We start from the raw sequence: 21394 nt of genomic DNA on the forward strand, positions 1-21394 counted from the left end.
ACTGATAAAAAATGAAATTATTCAATAAACATATATACATCATTGGCCTTTCCTTATTGGCAGGGATCGTGGCCTGTGAGGTGGAGGATGACCATACTCCCTATTCCTCTTCGGATGGTGCCCCTGCCCCGGTGTTTGAGACCACTGTAGAAAACCTTCCGGGCAAGGCCCGGATAAGTTACTCTCTTCCCAGCGATGGTGATTTGCTTTATGTGAAGGCGGTTTATAGCCGAACCAATGGGAGAGAGGCAGAGGTCAAGTCATCTTATTTCAACAACTCCCTAATGGTCGAAGGATTTGCCGATACGTTGGAGCATGAGGTGAAGCTCTATGCGGTCAACAGGGCAGAACAGGAATCAGCGCCGGTCACGGTCTTGGTAAAGCCCCAAAAGGCGCCTGTTTGGGATGTGTATGAAACCTTAGAGGTCAAGGCTGCTTTTGGAGGTATTCAGGTGGATGCCCTAAATCCCGCAAGAGAGGATGTGGCCATTTTGATTATGGAGCAAAACGAATACGGGGAATGGGTAGCTGATCCTAACAGTATTTATACTTCTACGGATACCATAGAGTATGCATTAAGAGGGATGGATACGCTAAAGCATGAATTTGCTTTTACTGTGAGGGACCGATGGCTGAATTATACCGATACGGTGTTTTCGGAGATCTCTCCGCTTTTTGAGACGGCCCTTCCCAAGTCCAACTATAGGGGAATGAGCTTACCGGGAGATGCGCCCCATCATCCGTCTACCTCCATGGCAGGAATGTGGGATGGGGAAATCATGAACTGGCCGGCCATTTATATGACGCAGTCCGTGGTTTCTGGACCTCATACCATTACGGTTGATACCGGAAAGGAAGCAAAGATGAGCCGTATTGTGATCTGGGATTATCCGGAATATTTTAACGGACGGACCTACTACTATTTGGGCAACCTGAAAGAATTTGAAGTTTGGGGATCCAATGATCCACCGGCAGACGGAAGTTATGACAACTGGGTGAAGCTGGGGACTTACAATGCCACCAAACCATCGGGATTACCCTTTGGGCAGCAAAGTGACGAGGATTATAGAGTGGCCGTGGAGGGCCATAACTGGGAGTTTGATATTGAAGCACCCAAAGTACGGTACCTGAGAATCCGATCCACGAAAAATTGGGGCGGCAGTTCTTATATGGCCATAGGAGAAATCCAAGTATATGGTGATCCTAGGTGATTTGTTCCATCAAAAAATCGCAAAAAATGAAAAAATACATCAATAAATATATGGTAGGGATTTCATTGATGTCCATGGCATGGTGGTCATGTACGGAAATGGATGCATACAAAGATTTTATCCCTGATGGTGAAAGAACCTATAGCGGGAAAATTGACTCTCTGACAGTCATTGGCGGGGATAACCGGGCCATGGTTTGGGGCTTGTTCAAAGCTGATCCCAAAATCGAGCAGGCAAGGATTACATGGAATGCGGGAGCCGAATCCATTACCGTTCCGGTCGAAAGGACTTCCGGGGTAGACACGTTGAAGTACATTGTAGAAGGCTTGGAGGAAAACAACTATACTTTTGAAGTAGTGACCATTGATAATGAAGGCAATGAATCGGTTCCTGTTTATGCCACAGGATCCACTTATGGGGCACGGTACCAGCAAGCGCTGAACCACCGTCCTATTGCTTCTTCCAATCTGACCGTTTGGGATGCCAACACCAAATTGGCTTTTGGTGAAATCGATGAGGCATCGGGAGCCCTTTATTCTGAAGTGGTGTATACTGATTCTGAGGGGAATGAGCACAGCATCAAAGTTGACTTGGATACCGAGGAGCTGCTATTGGAGGATTTTCCCGTGGGTGAAGTGTATAAAATGAGGACCTTTTACCGTCCGGAGGCTTACAGTATGGATACCTTCAGTACGGATTACAGTTCGAAAGTGCCTAAAATTACCTATATGAGAAACATGCAAGTGCCATTTGAAGCTGAAAGCAGAAGTGGCCGATGGGGAAATTTAGCCGGCTGGACTACCAATGACAATGCAAAAATCCATAATGGTTATGGCGGCTGGGACCAATGGAACAGCAATATCTTCAACCTGGAATCCGGTTGGGGGGCACCTGCAGTAAACAATGGGAAAATCTATCAGACATTTGATGTACCCGCTGGGAGCTTCACCTTTAGGATCAAAGACCTTAGGGATACCAATTTGACGGAAAACGACAACGCATATTTGGTAGTGACCAGGGGGAGTGAACTTCCGGATGTGGCCAACCTGGATACAGCCATAGGTTATGCCCATATCGTGAATGGTAAATCCTTGGGAGAGTTAAGAGTAGACTTTGAAATCGAAGAAGGGCCTGTCCAAATTTCGGTGGGATACCTCACTACCCAGGCTGATGGATGGCCTGGAAGGTATTGCAATATCCGCGCATTTGATTTTACTCAGCATTAGATTTGGGGTTTAATGACCTTCCCCGCCCGATCTTATCGGGATTGGGGAAGGTTGTTTTTTTATATCATTTTTACTTATGAAACTTTGGAAGATCACGTTAATTAAAACATGTTTTTTATGGATGCTGCTTTTAGGATGTTCAGAGTCAGACATGACCCCCATGCCCGAGGAGCCAAGCTCCCAGAAAGAGTACAAGAAACCTACAGTAGGTGATCAGGAAATCATTCAGTTAACCCAAACCAGTGCGATCATCAACAGCAAGGTGGAGGCTGATGGAGGGGTTTCTGTAAAGAAAAGGGGGATATGTTATGTGGAGGGAGAGGGACTTCCTTCCATAGAAAACCAGATAACGGAAGCCCAGTCTGTTCGAGGGAGTGGGGAGTTTACCGCAGCACTTAATGGGTTGAAAGACGGGGTGCATTACACCTCCCGTGCCTATGCTGTCAATGATGTTGGTGTGGGATATGGTGCGCCAATTGGGTTTCAAACAGAAAGCGCGAACAAGCCAGTGGTGGTGACGGGCAATGATTTTGTTGTGGGGGCTGATCAACTTTATTTGAGGGCATCTTTAGAAAATGACGGAGGACTTCCCGTCAGTGAAAAAGGAGTTTGCTGGAGTGAAAAGGTTTCCCCTACTATTGAAGATAAAGTAGTGCATGCCGGTGAAGGTTTGGGAGATTACCTGGTGGAGATAAAAGGGTTGATGCCAGAAAAAAACTATTTCATAAGGGCCTATGCTAAAAGTGAAAAAGGAATAAGTTATGGGCAGACGCTTGAAGTGAAAACAAAGCCGCGGGGCCAAATAACGTATACTTTGCACAAAGAGTTGGACCCATCGGATGAAGTAAAGGCTCATTACAACCGCATTGAATCGGCATTTGATGAAGCGGTGGAGTATTATAATCGTTTCACTACCATTGAGAAACACCTCAATGTTTACTATAATCCCGGAGTCCCGACGGCGGATGGAAATATAAATGGAACGATCCGTGTAGGCGCCAACACCGGTTATCAAAGAGCAGGGACTGCCATGCATGAGATTGCCCATGTGGTAGGTGTAGGGACACATTGGAAGTGGGGGCAGTTAATCCAAAACGGAATATTTTCAGGAAACCGCACCAATAAAATTTTACAGCTATTGAACGGTGATGAAGAGGCAAAACTCAAAGGAGATGGCGCTCATTTTTGGCCATACGGCATTAATGGAGCCCATGAAGATTCCGGTGAGGCCAAACTTTATACCTGGCATGCCCTCATCGTGCAGGGAATGAAAATAGATGGTCTTCCAAGCAATTAAAAAGAGGGAGACAACCTATGGATTACCGGTGCTGATTCTCAGCTAACGGATAGTCTCACAAAAGTCTTGGTTAATCAAATAATTGGGGTTTATATGTTAAACCTTCGGGGTTTTGTCCCGAAGGTTTTTATTTTTTATAGGGAGGAGGAAACTCGTTTTGCCAGGGAGCATTTTGAGCTCTGTTTTTTTGTATCAAGCTTTATTTCTGAGGTTTACAGGGTGTTTTTAACTGTTAAAAGTACGGTTAAAAGGGGTTATTGCTTTTGTTTTTATCGGTTTTGATGCAGATTTCAGAAACGTAAAGGCTACGTAAGAGGCCCTAATAGTAAAGAGAAAATAGAGCAAATCAAGGTGTCCAAATAACCTGTGAAACCCTAAAAAACCTTTATCGATAAGGTCCGAATTCCAATTAACAATTAATCCCATATAAGATGGAAAAAAAATTACTCACCATGGTGGGCGCATTTTTGCTGATGTGCCTGCTTTTTTCCAATGTGGTCTTAGCACAAACCAATGGAAAGACCATTAATGGAGTCGTGCGGGATGCCGCGACCAATGAGCCCATACCAGGGGCGACAGTTTTAGAAAAAGGAACCTCCAATGGAACCGCGACGGATCTGGACGGAGTATATAAACTTACACTCACCACGGACAATGCAGTCCTGATTGTTTCCTTTATCGGTTATTCAAACAAAGAAGTGACCGTAGGCAACGCTTCGGATCTTGATATTACGCTGAGCGAGGATGTCAGCCAACTGGATGAAGTGGTAGTGGTAGGCTACGGTACCCAGAAGCGTTCAGATATTACCGGATCCGTTGCTTCAGTTCCAAAGGATCGTTTGAGCAATTTGCCGGTAACAGACCTTACCCAAGCCATTCAGGGAACGACGGCCGGTTTGAATGTCAGCCAAGGCTCCTCTGTCCCGGGCAGCACCGGTAATTTGCAGATCCGGGGAGTCAACTCCATTAATGCGAACACCAGCCCCTTTATTGTGGTGGACGGTTCGCCTTTCTTCGGGTCCATCAATGATTTGAATGCCAATGACATTGAATCCATTGAAATCCTGAAGGATGCATCAGCCGTGGCCATTTATGGTACCAGGGGTGCCAATGGAGTAATTTTGGTAACCACCAAGAGAGGTAAAGAAAGCGAAGGACAGCCTAGAATTAATTACAGTGGATATATGGGTTTTGAAGGGATGGCCAATGTCTTGGATCCCATGAGTCCCGATGCCTATGTGCAGAAGTATGATGACTTTTTGACCGCCAATAACCTGCCGAAAACCAACGTACTCCCCAATGCCGCCGAGGTGGAAAACTATGATGCAGGAATCACCAGTGACTGGTTGGATCTGGCCACACAGCCAGGAAGAATTTCTGAGAATAACCTGAGCATAACCGGGGGCACTCCGAATGTACAATATTACGTTTCAGGAAGCCGCTTGAGTCAAAAGGGTGTGGTAAAAGGCTATGAGTACAAAAGAACCAGCTTTAGAACCAATGTGGATGCCAAGATTACGGATTTTCTAAAAGTGGGAACTTCATCCTTCTTTACCGACAACAATTACGATGGAGGAAGGGTAAACCTTTTGGAGGCCACTGCGATGAGCCCCTACTCTGTGCCTTATGATGAAAACGGAAATTACATCATTTATCCGATGAGCCCAGAGCAGCTGTTCAGAAATCCATTGCTGGGGCTTACTGTAGATCGTATTGATCGTCGCAAGACGCTTTCAGGAAGTGGCTATGCAGAGATCACGCCGGGCATAATTGAGGGCTTGACGTACCGTTTGAACGCCACCTACGTGTTTAATTTTAACCGGTTTGCACAATACACCGGCCGTGGAATCAATGATCAGAGTGGGACGGCCAATGTTTCTAATACAGAAACGTCTAACTGGGTGGTGGAAAATATTCTTACCTACACCAAGGACATAGAAAAGCACCATTTTGACATTACGGGATTGTACAGTGCCCAAGAAGTGAATTATTTCAATTCAAATGCCCAATCCAGAGGGTTCATTAATGATGCCTTATCCTACTATAGTATGGAGGCGGGAACTACCCAGTCCACTGGCTCATCCGGAAACAGCTATACCTTGCTCTCTCAAATGGGGCGGATCAATTATTCCTACGACAGCCGGTATTTGGTGACCGTTACTGCGCGTAGGGACGGATACTCTGCTTTTGGGGCCAATACCGACAAATATGCTTTGTTCCCTTCCATGGCCTTGGGATGGAATATACATAATGAGGAGTTCATGAAGGCTTATCCCTCTGTCGGGGAATTAAAGCTTCGTTTCTCCTATGGTCAATCCGGCAACCAGGCCATCGGTGTAAACCAAACCGCCTCGACAGCCAATACCGTATTGCAACCTTTTGGGGGAGCAGCTTTGGTAGGGGTATTGTACAATTCCCTAGGTAACGCCAACCTCAATTGGGAGACTACTACTTCGGCCAACCTGGCTTTGGATTTCGGTCTGGTCAATAACAGGATTCGAGGTACTGTAGAGGTTTATAAAACTAAAACGGAAGACATCCTTTTAAGAAGAAACCTTCCCACCATTACCGGCTACAGCAATGTTTGGGCAAACCTTGGTGAAATGCAAAACAAAGGCTTTGAGTTGACGCTGAACACGGTAAACATCGAGAATACTGACTTCTCCTGGGAGACTTCCCTGAACTTCTCTACTTACAAGAACGAGATCCTCGATCTGTACGGAGATGGAAGGGATGATATCGGTAACCGTTGGTTTATCGGCCAGCCACTGCGGGTGGTTTATGATTACGAAAAGACGGGTATTTGGCAGGAAGGAGAGGATGCTTCTTCCACCGATCCATTGGCCAAGCCAGGGGATATTAAATACAAAGATCAAAATGGAGACGGGCAGATCACAGCAGATGACCGGGTGATCATTGGCCAGAGTGACCCCAAGTGGATTGGCGGTTTGACCAATACGTTCAGGTACAAAAACTGGAACCTCAGCATTTTTATCCAAACCTCCCAAGGGGGATTGAAAAGTAACAGGGACCTGACTTATGCTGATGAAGCCGGAAGAAGAAATATCCCTGCTGATTTCCAGTACTGGACTCCTGAAAATCCAAGCAATTATTGGCCTTCGCTATCTGCCTATAGGAATTACAGAGGTTTCCAGTTTGCTGAGGATTACAGTTATGTGCGTATCAAGGACGTCAGGTTAAGCTATGTGGTTCCGCAGACTTTCCTTGAGCGGTATAATATAGGGGGACTGACCCTCTATGCAGCGGGTAGAAACTTACACACTTTCACCGATTGGTTCGGCTGGGACCCTGAAAACAATTATTCGTCGAGAGGTTCAGGAGATTGGACAAACAATTATCCTTTGGTGAGAACAGTATCCTTCGGTCTGAACCTTACCCTATAATTCATCACTCAAAAATAGATACCAATGAAAAGAAATATAAAATTGTTCATAAGTGGTCTTTGTTTGATGGCCACGATGAATGCCTGCCAGGAGTCATTCTTGGACGAGGAAGTACTTGACAGTTATGCCCCTACGGTATTAAAAGATAAACTGGGATTTGAAGCAGCAGTAATAGGTCTTCATTATCAGTTTGGAACGATGTTGACCACCGATCAGGATCAGACCCTACAGGGAATCTGGCAACTGGGAACCGATATTGTTTGGGCTCCCTCAGGAAGGTCAAACGGCGATGCCCGGCCCTATTTTGACTACGCCATTCTCAACTCCACGGATAATGCCTCACGTAAAGTCTGGCAGGCTTATTACAGGTTGATCAACAATGCCAATATCCTGATACAAAGCACCAGTGGGGATTTGGTCCCCGGGGTGACACAGGAGGAGATGGACGCCTTTAATGCAGAGGCCAAATTCTTCAGGGCTTTTTCCTATAATATGCTGGTAACCTTATACGGTGATGTGCCCTTGTTGACAGCGCCATTGGATGCTCCCAAAACAGACTTTGTGCGTACTCCTGCTGGAGAAATCGATGCAGTCATTGAGCAGGATTTATTATTTGCTGTAGATCATTTGCCTGAAATAGGAGAAGCATCCAGAGATGCCAGGGGCAATAAAGCCATGGCCAGACAGCTTCTTGCTGAGGTGTATCTGAGACTGGGGGAAAATGCGAAAGCAGAAGCCCAGTGCGATGGCATTATCAACAGTGGAAAATTGAGCTTGGTTACTGAAAGGTATGGAGTAAATGCCAGTTCAGGTGGAGATGCATTCTCGGATATGTTCCTTTTTGGGAACCAAAGAAGAAGCCAGGGCAATACGGAGGCGATTTGGGTACTGGAAGCTGAAAACCCTGCCGACGTAACCGGAGGCAGTTCCGGCTGGCCACAAAACCGGCGTGTGTGGGTGGCTTCCTATCATGATATCCCTGGAATGCACCCGTCAGATTCTACAGGTGGCCGTGGCTTGGGACGTATCCGCCTCAATAACTGGGTGATTTACGACCTCTATGAGGACAATGATATGAGAAACTCCAAATACAGCATTAAAAGGACGCTATATTTCAATCACCCTGATGCAAAGTATGATGCCATACGGGGTAGGGAAGTGCCTTATGGTGTGGATGCGGAGTTTACCCTGGGTGATGGTTCCACGGTTAAAATATTTAAAGCAGACACCCTCTATAAATATGCACCCTATACCCTGAAGTGGGGGCAGTATGATATCCGTGATAATTTCGGCTATGGTATGTGGAAGGATTATATCATTATGCGCTATGGGGAAACTTTCCTTCTTCGTGCTGAGGCAAGGTTCAAACAAGGCGATATGGCAGGAGCAGCAGAGGATATCAATGAGCTCAGGGACAGGGCCCAGGCCAGTTTGGTGACGGCAGCTGAGGTGGACCTGAACCTTATTTTGGACGAAAGGGCCAGAGAATTGTTGGCCGAGGAAAATAGGAGAAAAACACTTGTGAGAACAGGTACTTTGGTGGAAAGGGCCCAAAGACTTAATGGTACCGCACCATTGGCCGGAGGAGCCATGGAGACCACCAATGGATTGGCAGCAATGCACAACCTGATGCCTATTCCTCAAACGGAGATCGACCTGAACAAAGATGCCGTTTTAGGTCAAAATACCGGGTATTAATAGGCCCAAGAGCAAAATTGGCTATCCAAGGATAGTACCGAAATATCTTTGGGTGGCCAATTTTTGTTTTAGGAAGTACTGAGCTATTTTAGTGACCTACTAAAAAATACGTCAAAGATGAAGAAAAATATTTTAGGCCTGTCACTGATAAGTGTTTTGTTGGGTGCTTCCTGCAGTAATTCACAAGAGAAAATCGAGAAACCACTAGAAAATGAATGGCAAACACTTTTCAACGGTGAAAACCTCGATGGATGGATTCCGAAAATCCACCACCATGAAAGCGGGGAGAATTACCGCGAAACCTTCAGGGTGGAAGATGGGGCCATCTTGGTGAAATACGACGGTTATGATGAAGGCTTTGATGAGCGCTATGGGCACCTGTTTTATAAAAAGCCCTTTTCTTCCTTTCACCTGAAATGGCAGTACCGCTTTACGGATGAATGGTTGGAAGATGCGCCCAGTTATACTTATCGGAACAGCGGGGTGATGTTTCACTCCCAGTCGCCGGAAAGTCAGTTGAAAGAGCAGGACTGGCCGATTTCCGTGGAATACCAAATGTTGGCAGAGGCCGAAGTAGGAGTTCCCAGACCGACGGGAAACATGTGTTCGCCGGGAACAGAGGTGTACTTTGAAGGAGATATGGATCCCAGGCACTGCATTAATTCCACTTCGGCAACTTATAAATGGGACGAGTGGGTGGAAGCCGACCTGATCGTATTCGAGGACTCGCTGGTCATCCATATGGTCAATGGGGATACGGTGCTCCAATATACCCAACCGCAAATCGGCGGAGGTGTGGCCCATCGCTTTGATCCGGCCATCAAAGTAGATGGCAAAATGCTAAAGGAAGGATATATAGGGCTGCAGTCTGAGGGGCAAGGGGTGATGTTTAAAGAAATTAAAATTAAGGATTTGTCCGCATCCCAAAAGTAGGATGAAGGATAAAAGAACAAAGAAAGAAGTATCAAGTAGCTAGATGTAAGTAGCAAGGTTTGAGCAAAGAACCAAGAGCAAAGAACCAAGAGCAAAGAAATTCAGCTGTTCCTGATTTGAAATCAGGAACTAACAAAAGAGGATTTATAATCCTCCAGTTATGAAGTCAATATAAAAGGAAACTAAAAGTCATAGATAGATAGTGAAAATGGAAACCAGATACCAAATTATCCTTTTCAAGGGAATGCTCTTGATGATTAACCTCTTCTGTTGCCTCTCAGGAGCTATGGCTCAAGGTGGTGCAGAAACAAGCGCACAGATGTACCCAGGGTATGAGCTGGTTTGGGAAGAGGAGTTTGATGGAAAGGGAAAACCCGATGAATCCTATTGGTCGTATGAGGAGGGCTTTGTAAGAAACCAAGAAGTGCAGTATTACCAGAAGGACAATGCCAAGCTAGAGAAGGGGCTTTTGGTCATAGAGGGCCGGAGAGAAGAGGTCCCCAATAAGCGGTATGAAGCAGGGAGCGGGGATTGGAGAAAAAATCAGGAATATGCCCACTATAGTTCAGCCAGCATCAACACAAGGGGCAAAAAGGAATTCCAATTTGGTATCATAGAAGTGAAAGCAAAGATCGATACCGCTCTGGGCATGTGGCCAGCCATTTGGACACTTGGTGTTTCCCAGGGATGGCCTGCCAACGGTGAAGTGGACATGATGGAATATTACCGGGTAAACGGAGAGGCCACCATCTTGGCCAATGCCGCCTGGAAAAAGGAAGGGGGGAAATATGAGGCAATGTGGGATGAAAGGAAAGTGCCTTTTGAGCAATTTCTGGAAAAAGACCCTGAATGGCCCAATAAGTTCCATGTCTGGAAAATGGATTGGACCGAAGATTATATCAAGCTCTACCTGGACGATGAGCTGCTCAATGAAATTGACCTAAGCAAAACCACCAACCCTGATGGATTCAATCCATTCCACCAGCCACATTATGTCCTGCTCAACCTTGCTTTGGGATCAAACGGTGGAGACCCAAGGGACACGGAATTCCCAAGGGAATATCAGGTGGATTATGTGAGGGTGTATCAGAGGGTTAGTAGGGAGTAGGGAGTATTGAGCCTTGAGTATTGAGTATTGAGTCTATAGACTTGAGACGCTAGATATTAGAAGTAAGATAAAGGCCAAAGTTCCCCGGTTGCTGAGCCTGTCGAAGTATAAGGGGGCTAGGGTGTTGTGTAGGAAGTCTTGAGTATTGAGTATTGAGTCTATAGACTTGAGACACTAGATATTAGACGTAAGAGTAAAGATCAAAGAGAAAAGTGCAAAGAGGGAGGTAGGAGGTGATTTATTTTTGAAATTTAGAATGATGAATTTCCAATGAGGAATGATGAACGTTCCAAGAAAGTAGGATGCACTAAGTATCGTGCACATGAGTGGATGGAAAATCTAATGAAAAGAGATTAAGGATGTTAACAAAAATCATGAAATCAAGCCCAATGGGGTTGTTGCTTCTCATCTGGTTGCCTTTTCAAAGCGTTTTTGCGCAAGGAACAGAGGAGAGCAGCAATGGGCAAGATAGCCGAAAATATTATGTGGAGGTGCTGACCAAGATGGCAGACCCTGTGCTGAATGCATTGAGCCAAAACCAATTAAAAGCAAGCATGCCGGTGGAAAAGGCCGCAGATGCTTATGGAGGAAGGGAAAAAGTGACCTATCTGGAAGCTTTTGGACGTTTGGTTTCCGGCATGGCACCGTGGCTGGAACTTGGACCCGATGAGACTCCGGAAGGCAAACTAAGGGAAAAATACCTGCAGTTGACCTTGGAATGTATCCATAATGCTACAGATCCCGATTCCCCGGATTTTATGAATTTTACCGAAGGGGGGCAGCCACTGGTAGATGCAGCATTTTTTGCCCAAGGGCTATTGAGGGCTCCTACCCAGCTTTGGGAACCTCTATCCGATGAGACCAAAGCCAATGTCATAAAAGCGCTAAAATCTTCCAGGGTAATTTCTCCCTACTATAGCAATTGGTTGCTGTTTACAGGAATGGTGGAGGCGGCACTGCTGAAGTTTGACGGAGAAGCAGACAGGGTAAGGATCGCCTATTCACTGAACAAGCATAAGGAATGGTATTTGGGCGATGGCATGTACGGGGATGGCCCCGAATTTCATTGGGATTATTATAACAGCTTTGTGATCCAGCCCATGCTGCTTGACATCACCAAGGTGTTAAAGGAAAAAGGAGACCGGATGGGCGGAGACCTGGAGCTTTTTGTGGAAAGGGCACAACGGTACGCAGCAGTTCAGGAGCGATTGATATCACCAGAAGGTACCTACCCTGTGATCGGAAGGTCCATGGCCTATCGGTTTGGGGCATTTCAAAGCCTTTCCCAAGTGGCTTTATGGCAGAAGTTGCCAGAGAAAGTTGCTCCTGCCCAGGTAAGGGGAGCTTTGGAGTCAGTTATCCGCAAGCACATGGAAGCGGGAGATATGTTTGATCAGGAAGGTTGGTTGACCCTGGGCTTTTATGGGCATCAACCGGAAGTGGCGGAACCTTATATTTCCACTGGAAGCCTTTATTTATGTGCAGAGGTTTTCCTGGTATTGGGTCTGCCTGAAGATGCCCCTTTTTGGTCCGATCCTGATGCCCCTTGGACACAAAAAAGAATATGGTCTGGGGGAGACGCGACCAGAGATAAATCTGTGAAGTAAATAAGTTTCTAGTATTGAGTATTGAGTCTTGAGTCTTGAGACAAATGAGACAGGAAGTCGGAAGAGGGAAGAGGGAAGTATCGGTGGCTGAGCCTGTCGAAGCCATCATTTCAAAGAGAAAATCTGACAATCAAATTCAGGACGTGACAAAGAGCAAAGATAAAAGAGTAAAGACGGAGAGGTTGTATTGAGTATCTAGTATTGAGTCTTGAGACTTTAGACGCTAGATAGCAGACCTTAGACTTTAGATCCGTGTATGAATGATATCAAATCCCATTAAACAATTAACCCTTAACACATAAGTATTATTGAAATTGAAAAGTAACCATTTGCAGAGATATTTATCGATAGGATCCGTCGTGCTATTCACCTCCCTGTTGACGGCCTGTATGGGCAGCCGGCCTTTGGGACGGGAGGTCAGCGAAACGACGGTGGGTGAGGGCTGGGCCAATAATTCGGTCAATGCGGTGATATTCCGCCGCAATTCAGTCACGACCTACAAGAATACCCAGTTTACGGCTTATTATGATGCAAGCAGCCATTTGGTGCTGGCCAAAAGAGAGTTGGGAAGTGAAAGCTGGGAGGTGAAACAGACCTCGTATACCGGGAATACAGCGGATGCGCATAATACCATCAGTATTGCGGTGGATGAGCAAGGGTATCTTCATGTGAGCTGGGACCATCATAATAATCCATTACGATACGCCAAGGGCCTTGCCCCGATGAGTCTCGAACTTGGGCCTAAGCAGTCCATGACAGGAAAGTCCGAGCAGGATGTCACCTATCCGGAGTTTCACAATATGCCCAATGGAGACCTGCTGTTCTTCTACCGATCAGGAGAATCGGGTAGAGGTAATTTGGTGATGAACCGGTATAATGTGTCAGAAGGTGCCTGGGAACGGGTGCATGACAATCTGATTGATGGAGAGGGAGAGAGAAATGCCTACTGGCAGGCCTGTGTGGACAGTAAAGGAACCGTTCATCTTTCCTGGGTATGGAGGGAAACTTGGGATGTTTCCACCAATCATGATATGGCCTACGCCAGGTCCACAGATGGCGGAAAAACCTGGAAAAAGTCTGATGGAGAGAAATATACCCTGCCCATCAATTTGGCAACAGCAGAATACGCCTGGAGGATTCCCCAGAAAAGCAGCCTGATCAATCAGACAGCTATCTATGCCGATAAAAAGGGAAAGCCCTATATCGTTTCTTATTGGAATGATTCCGGCAAAACCCAATATCAAATCATCTATAAGGAGGGGAATGCATGGAAAAAAGAGAGCCCGGGTTTCCGGCAGTCGGAATTTACCCTGGGAGGTGGGGGAACGAAACAAATTCCCATTTCGAGGCCACAAGTATTGGTCAACAGGCACTGGGGAAAAACGGCCCTTTACCTTGTTTTCAATGATGCAGAAAGAGGGCACAAAGTTTCCATTGCCTATACTCCTGATTTGGGAAGTGGCAATTGGCAGCTTCATGATTTGACGGCTGATACGGTGGGACAATGGGAGCCCAGCTACGATATAGAATTATGGAAAGAGCAGAAAAGATTCCATTTGTTTGTCCAAGAAGTGGTGCAAATCGACGGAGAGGGGCTGGCAAAGGGGAAGTCCAGTCCGGTGAGAATACTGGAAATAAAATAAGAAACTGAGTATCCCCTATGATTCTGGTAGATGTTTATTTACGGAATGTGCTATTGATTGGTAAAGCAATCAAAAAACCATAAAAATATAACTATCTAAAAAGTAGGGAATAGTCATTTAAAAAATAATTTATACGATCATGAAAAAACACTTGTACATCCTGGCCTTTGTGGCAGGGTTGGTGGCCACTGGTTGTGGTCAAAGTTCCAATGGAAAGGAAAAAGAGGAAGTTTTAACAGCGGAAGATGAACTGAGCGTGCAGGTCAACGGTGCCTTGGACAGGGCTGCCGAACAGTACCAATACATGATGACCAGACTCCCTGAAAATGAGTTTCCTAAAACTTACCACCAAAAGACAGACAAGTTTGAAGGAAGTGGCTCTGGATGGTGGTGCAGTGGATTTTACCCTGGAACCCTAATATACCTGAATGAATACGAAAAAAATGCCGTATTGGCAGAAGAAACGGAGAGGGTATTGGGATTATTGGAAAAAGAGCAGTTCAATACCAGTACCCATGATTTGGGTTTTATGATGTATTGCAGCTTTGGCAATGCCTATAGGCTGGACCCTAAACCGGAGTACAAGGAAATTTTGATCCAAAGTGCTAAATCCCTTGCTTCCCGGTTTAGCGATGAAGTGGGAGCGATCAAATCCTGGGATTCCAAAAAAGGTGACTTTCTGGTGATCATTGATAATATGATGAATCTCGAATTGTTGTTTTGGGCTACCAAAGCTACAGGGGATTCCACTTATTATGATATTGCCATAAAGCATGCCGATACCACTTTGGAAAACCATTTCAGAGAGGACCACAGTTCCTTCCATGTGATCAATTATGATCCCAAAACCGGAGAGGTAAATCGTAAAAGAACTGCTCAGGGTTATGCTGATGAGTCAGCTTGGGCGAGAGGTCAGGCCTGGGGACTTTATGGATATACTGTCATGTACCGTGAGACCAAGGACCAAAAGTACCTGGACAAGGCCGTGGCCATAGCGGAATTTATCTTGAACCATCCTAACCTTCCTGCCGACAAGGTGCCCTATTGGGATTTTGACGCGCCGAATATCCCGGATGAATTGAGGGACTCCTCTGCAGGGGCCATTATAGCTTCTGCCTTGTTGGAACTCATGGAATATGTAGATGCAGAGAAAGCCCAAAAATATCACCAGAATGCCAAAGCAATGATTGCCACTCTCACCACTCCGGAATATATCGCAGAAAAGGGTACCAATGGAGGATTTTTGCTCCAACATGGCGTAGGACATATTCCTGAAAATTCAGAGATAGATGTGCCGCTGACCTATGGTGATTACTATTTGGTGGAGGCGATGCTTCGCTACCTGAAAAAATAAAGTTATCCTTTACTCAATAATCCAGGTATTATAATCCGTCTAAAAATTTAAGTGTTAATAAAACATTTATTATTATTGGGTTTCCAATCAATAATTAACAAAAAATGAAAAACCTAATAAACCTATTGGGGGTTTGGGCTTGTGCTGCACTTCTTGCGACAGGCTGTAAAACCCAGTCGCAAGAAAAGGAAGCTTATCTTTTTGCTTATTTTACCGGCAATGGACCCGGGGAAGAAGCGGTCCATTATGCCATCAGCAAGGACGGTTTTGATTTCAGGGCTTTGAACAACAATAAGCCAGTGATCAGTGCCGATACGATCAGCAAAAGGGGGGGCGTCCGTGATCCTCACATCCTTAGGGGAGAGGATGGGAAGTTCTATATGGTACTTACGGATTTATATGTGCCCGAGGATGGATGGAGCAATCAGGGAATGGTTTTCCTGAAGTCCGATGACCTTGTTCACTGGACACACAGTACCGTTCATATTCCTGAGGTGTTTCCGGAAGAATTTGGAGACGTAAGCCGGGTTTGGGCGCCACAGACCATTTACGATCCCGCTGCCGAAAAGTACCTGGTCTATTTTTCCATGAAGCAGGGTGATAATCCGGATATCATCTATTATGCCTATGCCAATGAGGATTTTACAGGATTGGAAACAAGCCCGGAACAATTATTTTTCCATCCGGAAAACAAGTCCTGTATAGATGGAGACATAGTGTTCAAAGACGGGAAATATCATTTGTTCTTTAAGACAGAAGGTCACGGAAATGGCATCAAAAAAGCGGTTTCTGAGCAGTTGACCGAAGGGTATGAAATGGAAGATAAGTACCTACAGCAGACCAAAGAGGCTGTGGAAGGCTCTGGTATCTTCAAACTGAATGGCAGTGATCAATACATCCTCATGTATGACGTGTATATGAAAGGGGAATATCAGTTTACGGAAAGCAGTGACCTGAAAAACTTCAGTGTCATCGATGATCAGGTGAAAATGAATTTCCATCCACGTCACGGTGTCGTACTTCCGATCACCATGGCGGAAGCAAAGACCTTGATCGATGCTTTTGGAATTGATGACCAGAACTGGATAGTGGATGTTAATCCATCCATTTATACCAACAGTGTTTATATGGACCAAGAAGCAGGCAGTATTTATTTGCCTGTCAAAAATGAGGTGGATCTAAAAGCTCTGGACCCGCAGTTTGAACTGTTTACCGGCTTTTCCCTTAGCCCTTCAGGAGTTCAGGATTTCAGCAATGGACCGGTTAGCTATACCATGACCAAGCCTGACGGTTCCACCCAAGTATTTGAAGTATCAGCAAGCAAGGACAATAATCCGGCGCTGAAAGGCTATTATGCAGATCCGGAGATTATTTATTCGAATAAGACAGGGAAATTTCATTTGTATCCGACCAGTGACGGGTTTACGGGTTGGTCCGGAACATATTTTAAATCTTTCTCATCGGAGGATTTGACCGAGTGGCAGGATGACGGGGTAATTGTAGACCTGCACAAGGATGTGGAATGGGCAGATAGGAATGCCTGGGCACCCTGCGCCATCGAAAAGGAAATTGATGGTGTCTATAAGTATTACTACTATTTCACCGCTGCGCAGAAAATCGGGGTGGCTGTTGCTGATGACCCGGCCGGTCCTTTTGTGGACTTAGGTAAGCCGTTGGTGGATTTTAAACCGGAGGGAGCCAGAGGAGGACAGGAGATCGATCCCGATGTATTTAGGGATCCGCAGACAGGAAAGGAATATTTCTACTGGGGCAATGGCTATTTGGCCGCTGTACCGCTCAATGAGGACATGGTCAGTTTCGATAAAGATAAGGTCAAGCTGCTGACGCCAGAGGACGGTACCTTCCGCGAAGGAACGGAAGTTTTCTTCAGGAACGGGAAATACTATTTCTTATGGTCAGAAAATGATACCAGGGATGAGGATTACCGTGTAAGGTATGCCTTTGCAGATTCCCCCATGGGACCATTGACCATCCCAGAGGACAATCTGGTCATCGCCAAAGCTCCTGAGAAAGGTATCTATGGCACCGGTCACAACTCCGTGATCCAAGTACCCGGAAAAGAGGAGTGGTACATCGTTTATCACCGCTTTACCCGTCCCCATGGAATCGCAATGGGCAGGGCTGCAGGATATCACCGAGAAGTTTGCATTGATAAGCTGACTTTTGATAATGATGGTAATATCATACGAGTGGAGCCGACAGTGGAAGGCATTGGAAGTATCAGGTAGCAAGCTGATAGTATTAAGATATTAGTAGAAGATAAAAGAGTAAAGTTGCTGCATCATCTGTTAGCGGGACCGCTCTGAGGACTTGTTACAACCAATGTATATAAAACGGCCTGGATTTGAGGTCAAGTTTGGGTGGCTATGTAAATGAAAACATCCTAATAGTTGGACTTTTAAAATAAACAGTGAGGGAAAAGGACAAATAAAGATAGGAACGGTAGGTCATTGTAAAACCCTTAAAATTTGATCGGCGCAAAGGAGTTGGTCGGCGTTTGGGTTTAGTAATTGTCTCCAGTCTAATGTCTGAGGTCTTTTATCTTCACTCAAACCTATTAACCTTAAACGAATCATGCAATTAGCAAAACACTTGATGCTGGGTGTATTGATGGCAGCGCTTTGCGGTCATCTTTTTGCCCAGTCTTCACAGAATGAATGGGAAAATCCCCAAGTTATTGATCGGAACAAAGAAAAAGCCAGGGCTTATTTCATCACTTACGAGACCGAGGAAAAGGCCATCAGTGGTAATGAAGTAACCAATGGGCTTTACAAGAGCCTGGATGGCCTGTGGAAATTTTCCTTGGTGAAAAGGCCTCAAGACCGGCCAATGGATTTTTATAAAGTTGATTTTAAAGACGGCCATTGGGAGGATATCAATGTGCCCTCCAACTGGGAACTGGAAGGATTTGATATTCCCGTTTACACCAATGTGGCCTATCCTTTTCCGGCCAACCCTCCCCATGTGGACAACCAATACAACCCTGTAGGGACTTACAGGAGAACTTTTACCGTTCCCTCCAATTGGGAAGATAAGGAAGTGGTGCTGAACTTTGGTTCCATTTCCGGCTATGCGACCATTTATGTGAACGGTGAAGAAGTGGGGATGACCAAGGCGGCCAAGACCCCGGCAGAGTTTATGGTTACCGATTACCTGAAAGCGGGAGAGAATACCTTAGCGGTCCAAGTTACCCGCTGGCATGATGGCAGCTATTTGGAGGACCAGGATTTCTGGCGTTTAAGTGGTATTGAGAGAAGTGTGTTTCTTCAAGCGGTGCCGAAGCTGACCATTTGGGATTTCTTTGTGAAAAGTGGTTTGGACCAAAGCTACCGTCATGGTGAATTGGATGCCACCGTAAATTTGCGGGCATTTGAAGGTGCCGAAGGCGGAAGTCTGGACTTCAAGCTGCTGGATGAAAACGGACATGAGGTCTATTCTGTAAGTCGTACCGTAGGGGGAGGCGACCAGGAAATAAATTTCAACAAGACCATCCGAAATGTAAAAAAATGGAGTGCTGAGCATCCCCACCTTTACCGGTTTGTAATCGGTCTTAAAGACAGGGAGGGAAAACCTTTGGCCGCGGTGAGTAAGAAAACCGGTTTCCGTAAGGTGGAAATCAAGGATGCCCAGCTGATGGTCAATGGCAAATCCGTCCTGGTAAAAGGGGTCAACAGGCACGAGCACCATGAAGCCAAGGGGCATACTCCTGACCGGGAAATCATGTTGAGAGATATTCAGCTGATGAAGCAAAACAATATCAACTCGGTGAGGATGAGCCATTATCCCCATGCTCCCGAATGGTATGAGCTCTGTGATGAATACGGGCTTTATGTGGTGGATGAAGCCAATATTGAAACCCATGGAATGGGCGCAGAGTGGCAAGGTTGGTTCAACAAGGACCGCCATCCTGCCTATAAAGAAGAATGGGCACCGGCACATTTGGACAGGATCCATCGCTTGGTGGAAAGGGACAAAAACCATCCTTCAGTGATCATTTGGTCCATGGGGAATGAATGCGGCAATGGCCCGGTATTCTACGATGCTTATAAGTGGATGAAGGACCGGGACAATACCCGTTTGGTGCAATTTGAGCAGGCAGGGGAAAATGAAGATACCGATATTGTTTGTCCCATGTATCCAAGCATTGGAAACATGAAACGCTATGCGGAAGCCACGGATAAGAAAAGACCTTATATCATGTGTGAATACTCACACGCCATGGGGAATAGCTCCGGCAACTTCCAGGAGTATTGGGATATCATTATGAGCAGCAAGCAGATGCAGGGCGGTTTTATTTGGGACTGGGTAGACCAGGGACTGCTGACCAAGGATGAAAATGGCAAGGAGTTTTGGGCCTATGGAGGCGATTTAGGAGGTTACTTCCTCCAGAACGATGAAAATTTCTGCGCCAATGGTCTGGTGACGGCGGATAGACAAGCCCATCCTGCCTTGCACGAAGTAAAGAAGGTTTATCAGCATATCCTGTTTGAGAAGGAAGAAGGGGCAAAAATCAAGGTACGCAACCTTTATGATTTTACCGACCTCAGCGAATATGCCTTCAAGTGGGAATGGGTAGAAAATGGAAAAGTGGTTCAGACAGGTGATTTCAATGTGAGCCTGGCTCCCCATGGAGAAAAGACAGTGGCCTTGGATTTGCCTGATGCGGCTATGGACGGGGCTGAAGTTTTTGTCAATGTGTACGCCTATACCAAAGCTTCCAGTCCTTTGATCCCTGCCGGTCATGAGGTGGCCAGAGAGCAGTTTGCCCTTAATGAAGGGGCTTATTTTGAGCAGCTTGACAGGCCATCTGGAGCACTAAGCTTTGAAGAAAAAGACGGAAGGCTACATTTTTCCACCGATAAAGTGGTCGGGGAATTTGACCTAAAGCAGGGCAGGTTCAGAAAGTACACCCTAAAAGATGGAGAGCCTTGGTTGATCAGATCGTTCCCATCACCTTATTTCTGGAGAGCACCTACGGACAATGACTTTGGTAACCATATGCCCTCCCGCTTGGGGGTATGGAGAGCTGCCCATGAAGGCCAAAAGACGGTGGATGTGCAGTTGGGAGAAAAGACGGCTGCGGGTTTGCCGATTACGGTGAAGTACAGTTTGACGACCATTGATGCGCCTTATACGGTGGTCTATTTGATCCAAGAAGACGGTTCGGTGAAAGTTACTGCCTCCTTGGATTTGGAAGGAAGGGAGCTGCCGGAATTGCCCCGCTATGGTATGCGCATGCAGCTTCCCGGACAGTATGACCATTTGAGTTATTATGGCAGAGGCCCTTGGGAAAACTATTCCGATAGAAAGCATTCCTCCTTTGTTGGCTTATATGAGGATAATGTGGCCAACCAGTTTTACTGGGATTATATGAGACCCCAGGAGTCCGGCAATAAAACGGATGTAAGGTGGCTGGAACTTAGAAATGAAAAAGGCCAGGGTATCCAGGTTCAAGGGCTGCAGGCTATCAATTTCAGTGCGTTGGACGTTGCTGTGGAGGACCTGGATCCAGGTTTGACCAAAAAGCAACAGCATCCCACCGATATCAAACCGCATAATACCGTTTTCCTGCATATCGACTGGAAGCAAAGAGGCCTTGGAGGGGATAACAGCTGGGGAGCCTATCCACACAGGGAATACCTGTTGACCGACAAGCAGTTTGAATACAGTTATGTGATCAGGTTGGTGGAGTGATAGGTTTGAGTAGTGAGTAATGAGTCTTGAGTAGTGAGTCTTGGGTATTTAGTATGGAGTCAGAGACTCAAGTTTATATTATCCCGCGTCTGAGACAGCGGGATAGCGGTGACTAAACCTGCCAGGTTTGACCTCTCAATAACAGTCAAATGGGATAATAGAAAAATCAAAAGCCAAGTCCGAATCCGATAGGGATCT

The 21394-nt window shown here is 46.0% G+C and carries 12 protein-coding genes; all 12 read left to right on the forward strand.

Annotation, left to right across the window (positions count from 1 at the left end; all coding sequences use genetic code 11):
• Positions 1-11: 11 nt before the first annotated feature.
• The gene (locus ACYVAA_RS02665; RefSeq protein ID WP_460538495.1) at positions 12-1211 is read left to right on the forward strand and encodes a DUF5000 domain-containing lipoprotein; all 1200 of its coding nucleotides are present in this window, start codon (positions 12-14) and stop codon (positions 1209-1211) included.
• Positions 1212-1237: 26 nt separating this feature from the next.
• A complete protein-coding gene (locus ACYVAA_RS02670) occupies positions 1238-2437 on the forward strand; it encodes a DUF4998 domain-containing protein (RefSeq protein ID WP_460538496.1) in 1200 nt (399 codons plus the stop codon).
• 121 nt (positions 2438-2558) lie between these two features.
• On the forward strand, positions 2559-3734 hold the full coding sequence (locus ACYVAA_RS02675; protein ID WP_460538497.1) for a hypothetical protein: 1176 nt from the start codon (positions 2559-2561) through the stop codon (positions 3732-3734).
• 431 nt (positions 3735-4165) lie between these two features.
• Positions 4166-7138, forward strand: a complete 2973-nt coding sequence (locus tag ACYVAA_RS02680) for a SusC/RagA family TonB-linked outer membrane protein (RefSeq protein ID WP_460538499.1) — start codon at positions 4166-4168, stop codon at positions 7136-7138.
• A gap of 24 nt (positions 7139-7162) precedes the next feature.
• Positions 7163-8836 carry a RagB/SusD family nutrient uptake outer membrane protein gene (locus ACYVAA_RS02685; RefSeq protein ID WP_460538500.1) on the forward strand — a complete coding sequence of 558 codons (1674 nt, stop codon included), beginning with the start codon at positions 7163-7165 and terminating at the stop codon, positions 8834-8836.
• Positions 8837-8953: 117 nt separating this feature from the next.
• Positions 8954-9769 carry a 3-keto-disaccharide hydrolase gene (locus tag ACYVAA_RS02690; RefSeq protein ID WP_460538501.1) on the forward strand — a complete coding sequence of 272 codons (816 nt, stop codon included), beginning with the start codon at positions 8954-8956 and terminating at the stop codon, positions 9767-9769.
• Between the two features lie 208 nt (positions 9770-9977).
• On the forward strand, positions 9978-10877 hold the full coding sequence (locus tag ACYVAA_RS02695; protein ID WP_460538502.1) for a glycoside hydrolase family 16 protein: 900 nt from the start codon (positions 9978-9980) through the stop codon (positions 10875-10877).
• Between the two features lie 374 nt (positions 10878-11251).
• Positions 11252-12484 carry a DUF2264 domain-containing protein gene (locus ACYVAA_RS02700; RefSeq protein ID WP_460538503.1) on the forward strand — a complete coding sequence of 411 codons (1233 nt, stop codon included), beginning with the start codon at positions 11252-11254 and terminating at the stop codon, positions 12482-12484.
• Between the two features lie 329 nt (positions 12485-12813).
• Complete coding sequence (locus ACYVAA_RS02705; RefSeq protein ID WP_460538504.1) at positions 12814-14127, forward strand: BNR repeat-containing protein; 1314 nt, start codon at positions 12814-12816, stop codon at positions 14125-14127.
• Between the two features lie 139 nt (positions 14128-14266).
• Positions 14267-15481 (forward strand): glycoside hydrolase family protein, encoded by a 1215-nt coding sequence (locus ACYVAA_RS02710; protein WP_460538505.1) that lies wholly within the window; start codon positions 14267-14269, stop codon positions 15479-15481.
• 104 nt (positions 15482-15585) lie between these two features.
• Entirely contained in the window at positions 15586-17730 is a 2145-nt protein-coding gene (locus tag ACYVAA_RS02715; RefSeq protein WP_460538506.1) for a glycoside hydrolase family protein, read from the forward strand.
• 346 nt (positions 17731-18076) lie between these two features.
• On the forward strand, positions 18077-21196 hold the full coding sequence (gene lacZ, locus ACYVAA_RS02720) for a beta-galactosidase, LacZ type (RefSeq protein WP_460538507.1): 3120 nt from the start codon (positions 18077-18079) through the stop codon (positions 21194-21196).
• The last annotated feature ends 198 nt before the right edge of the window (positions 21197-21394 follow it).

It is taken from the genome of Echinicola sediminis, from assembly GCF_054777495.1.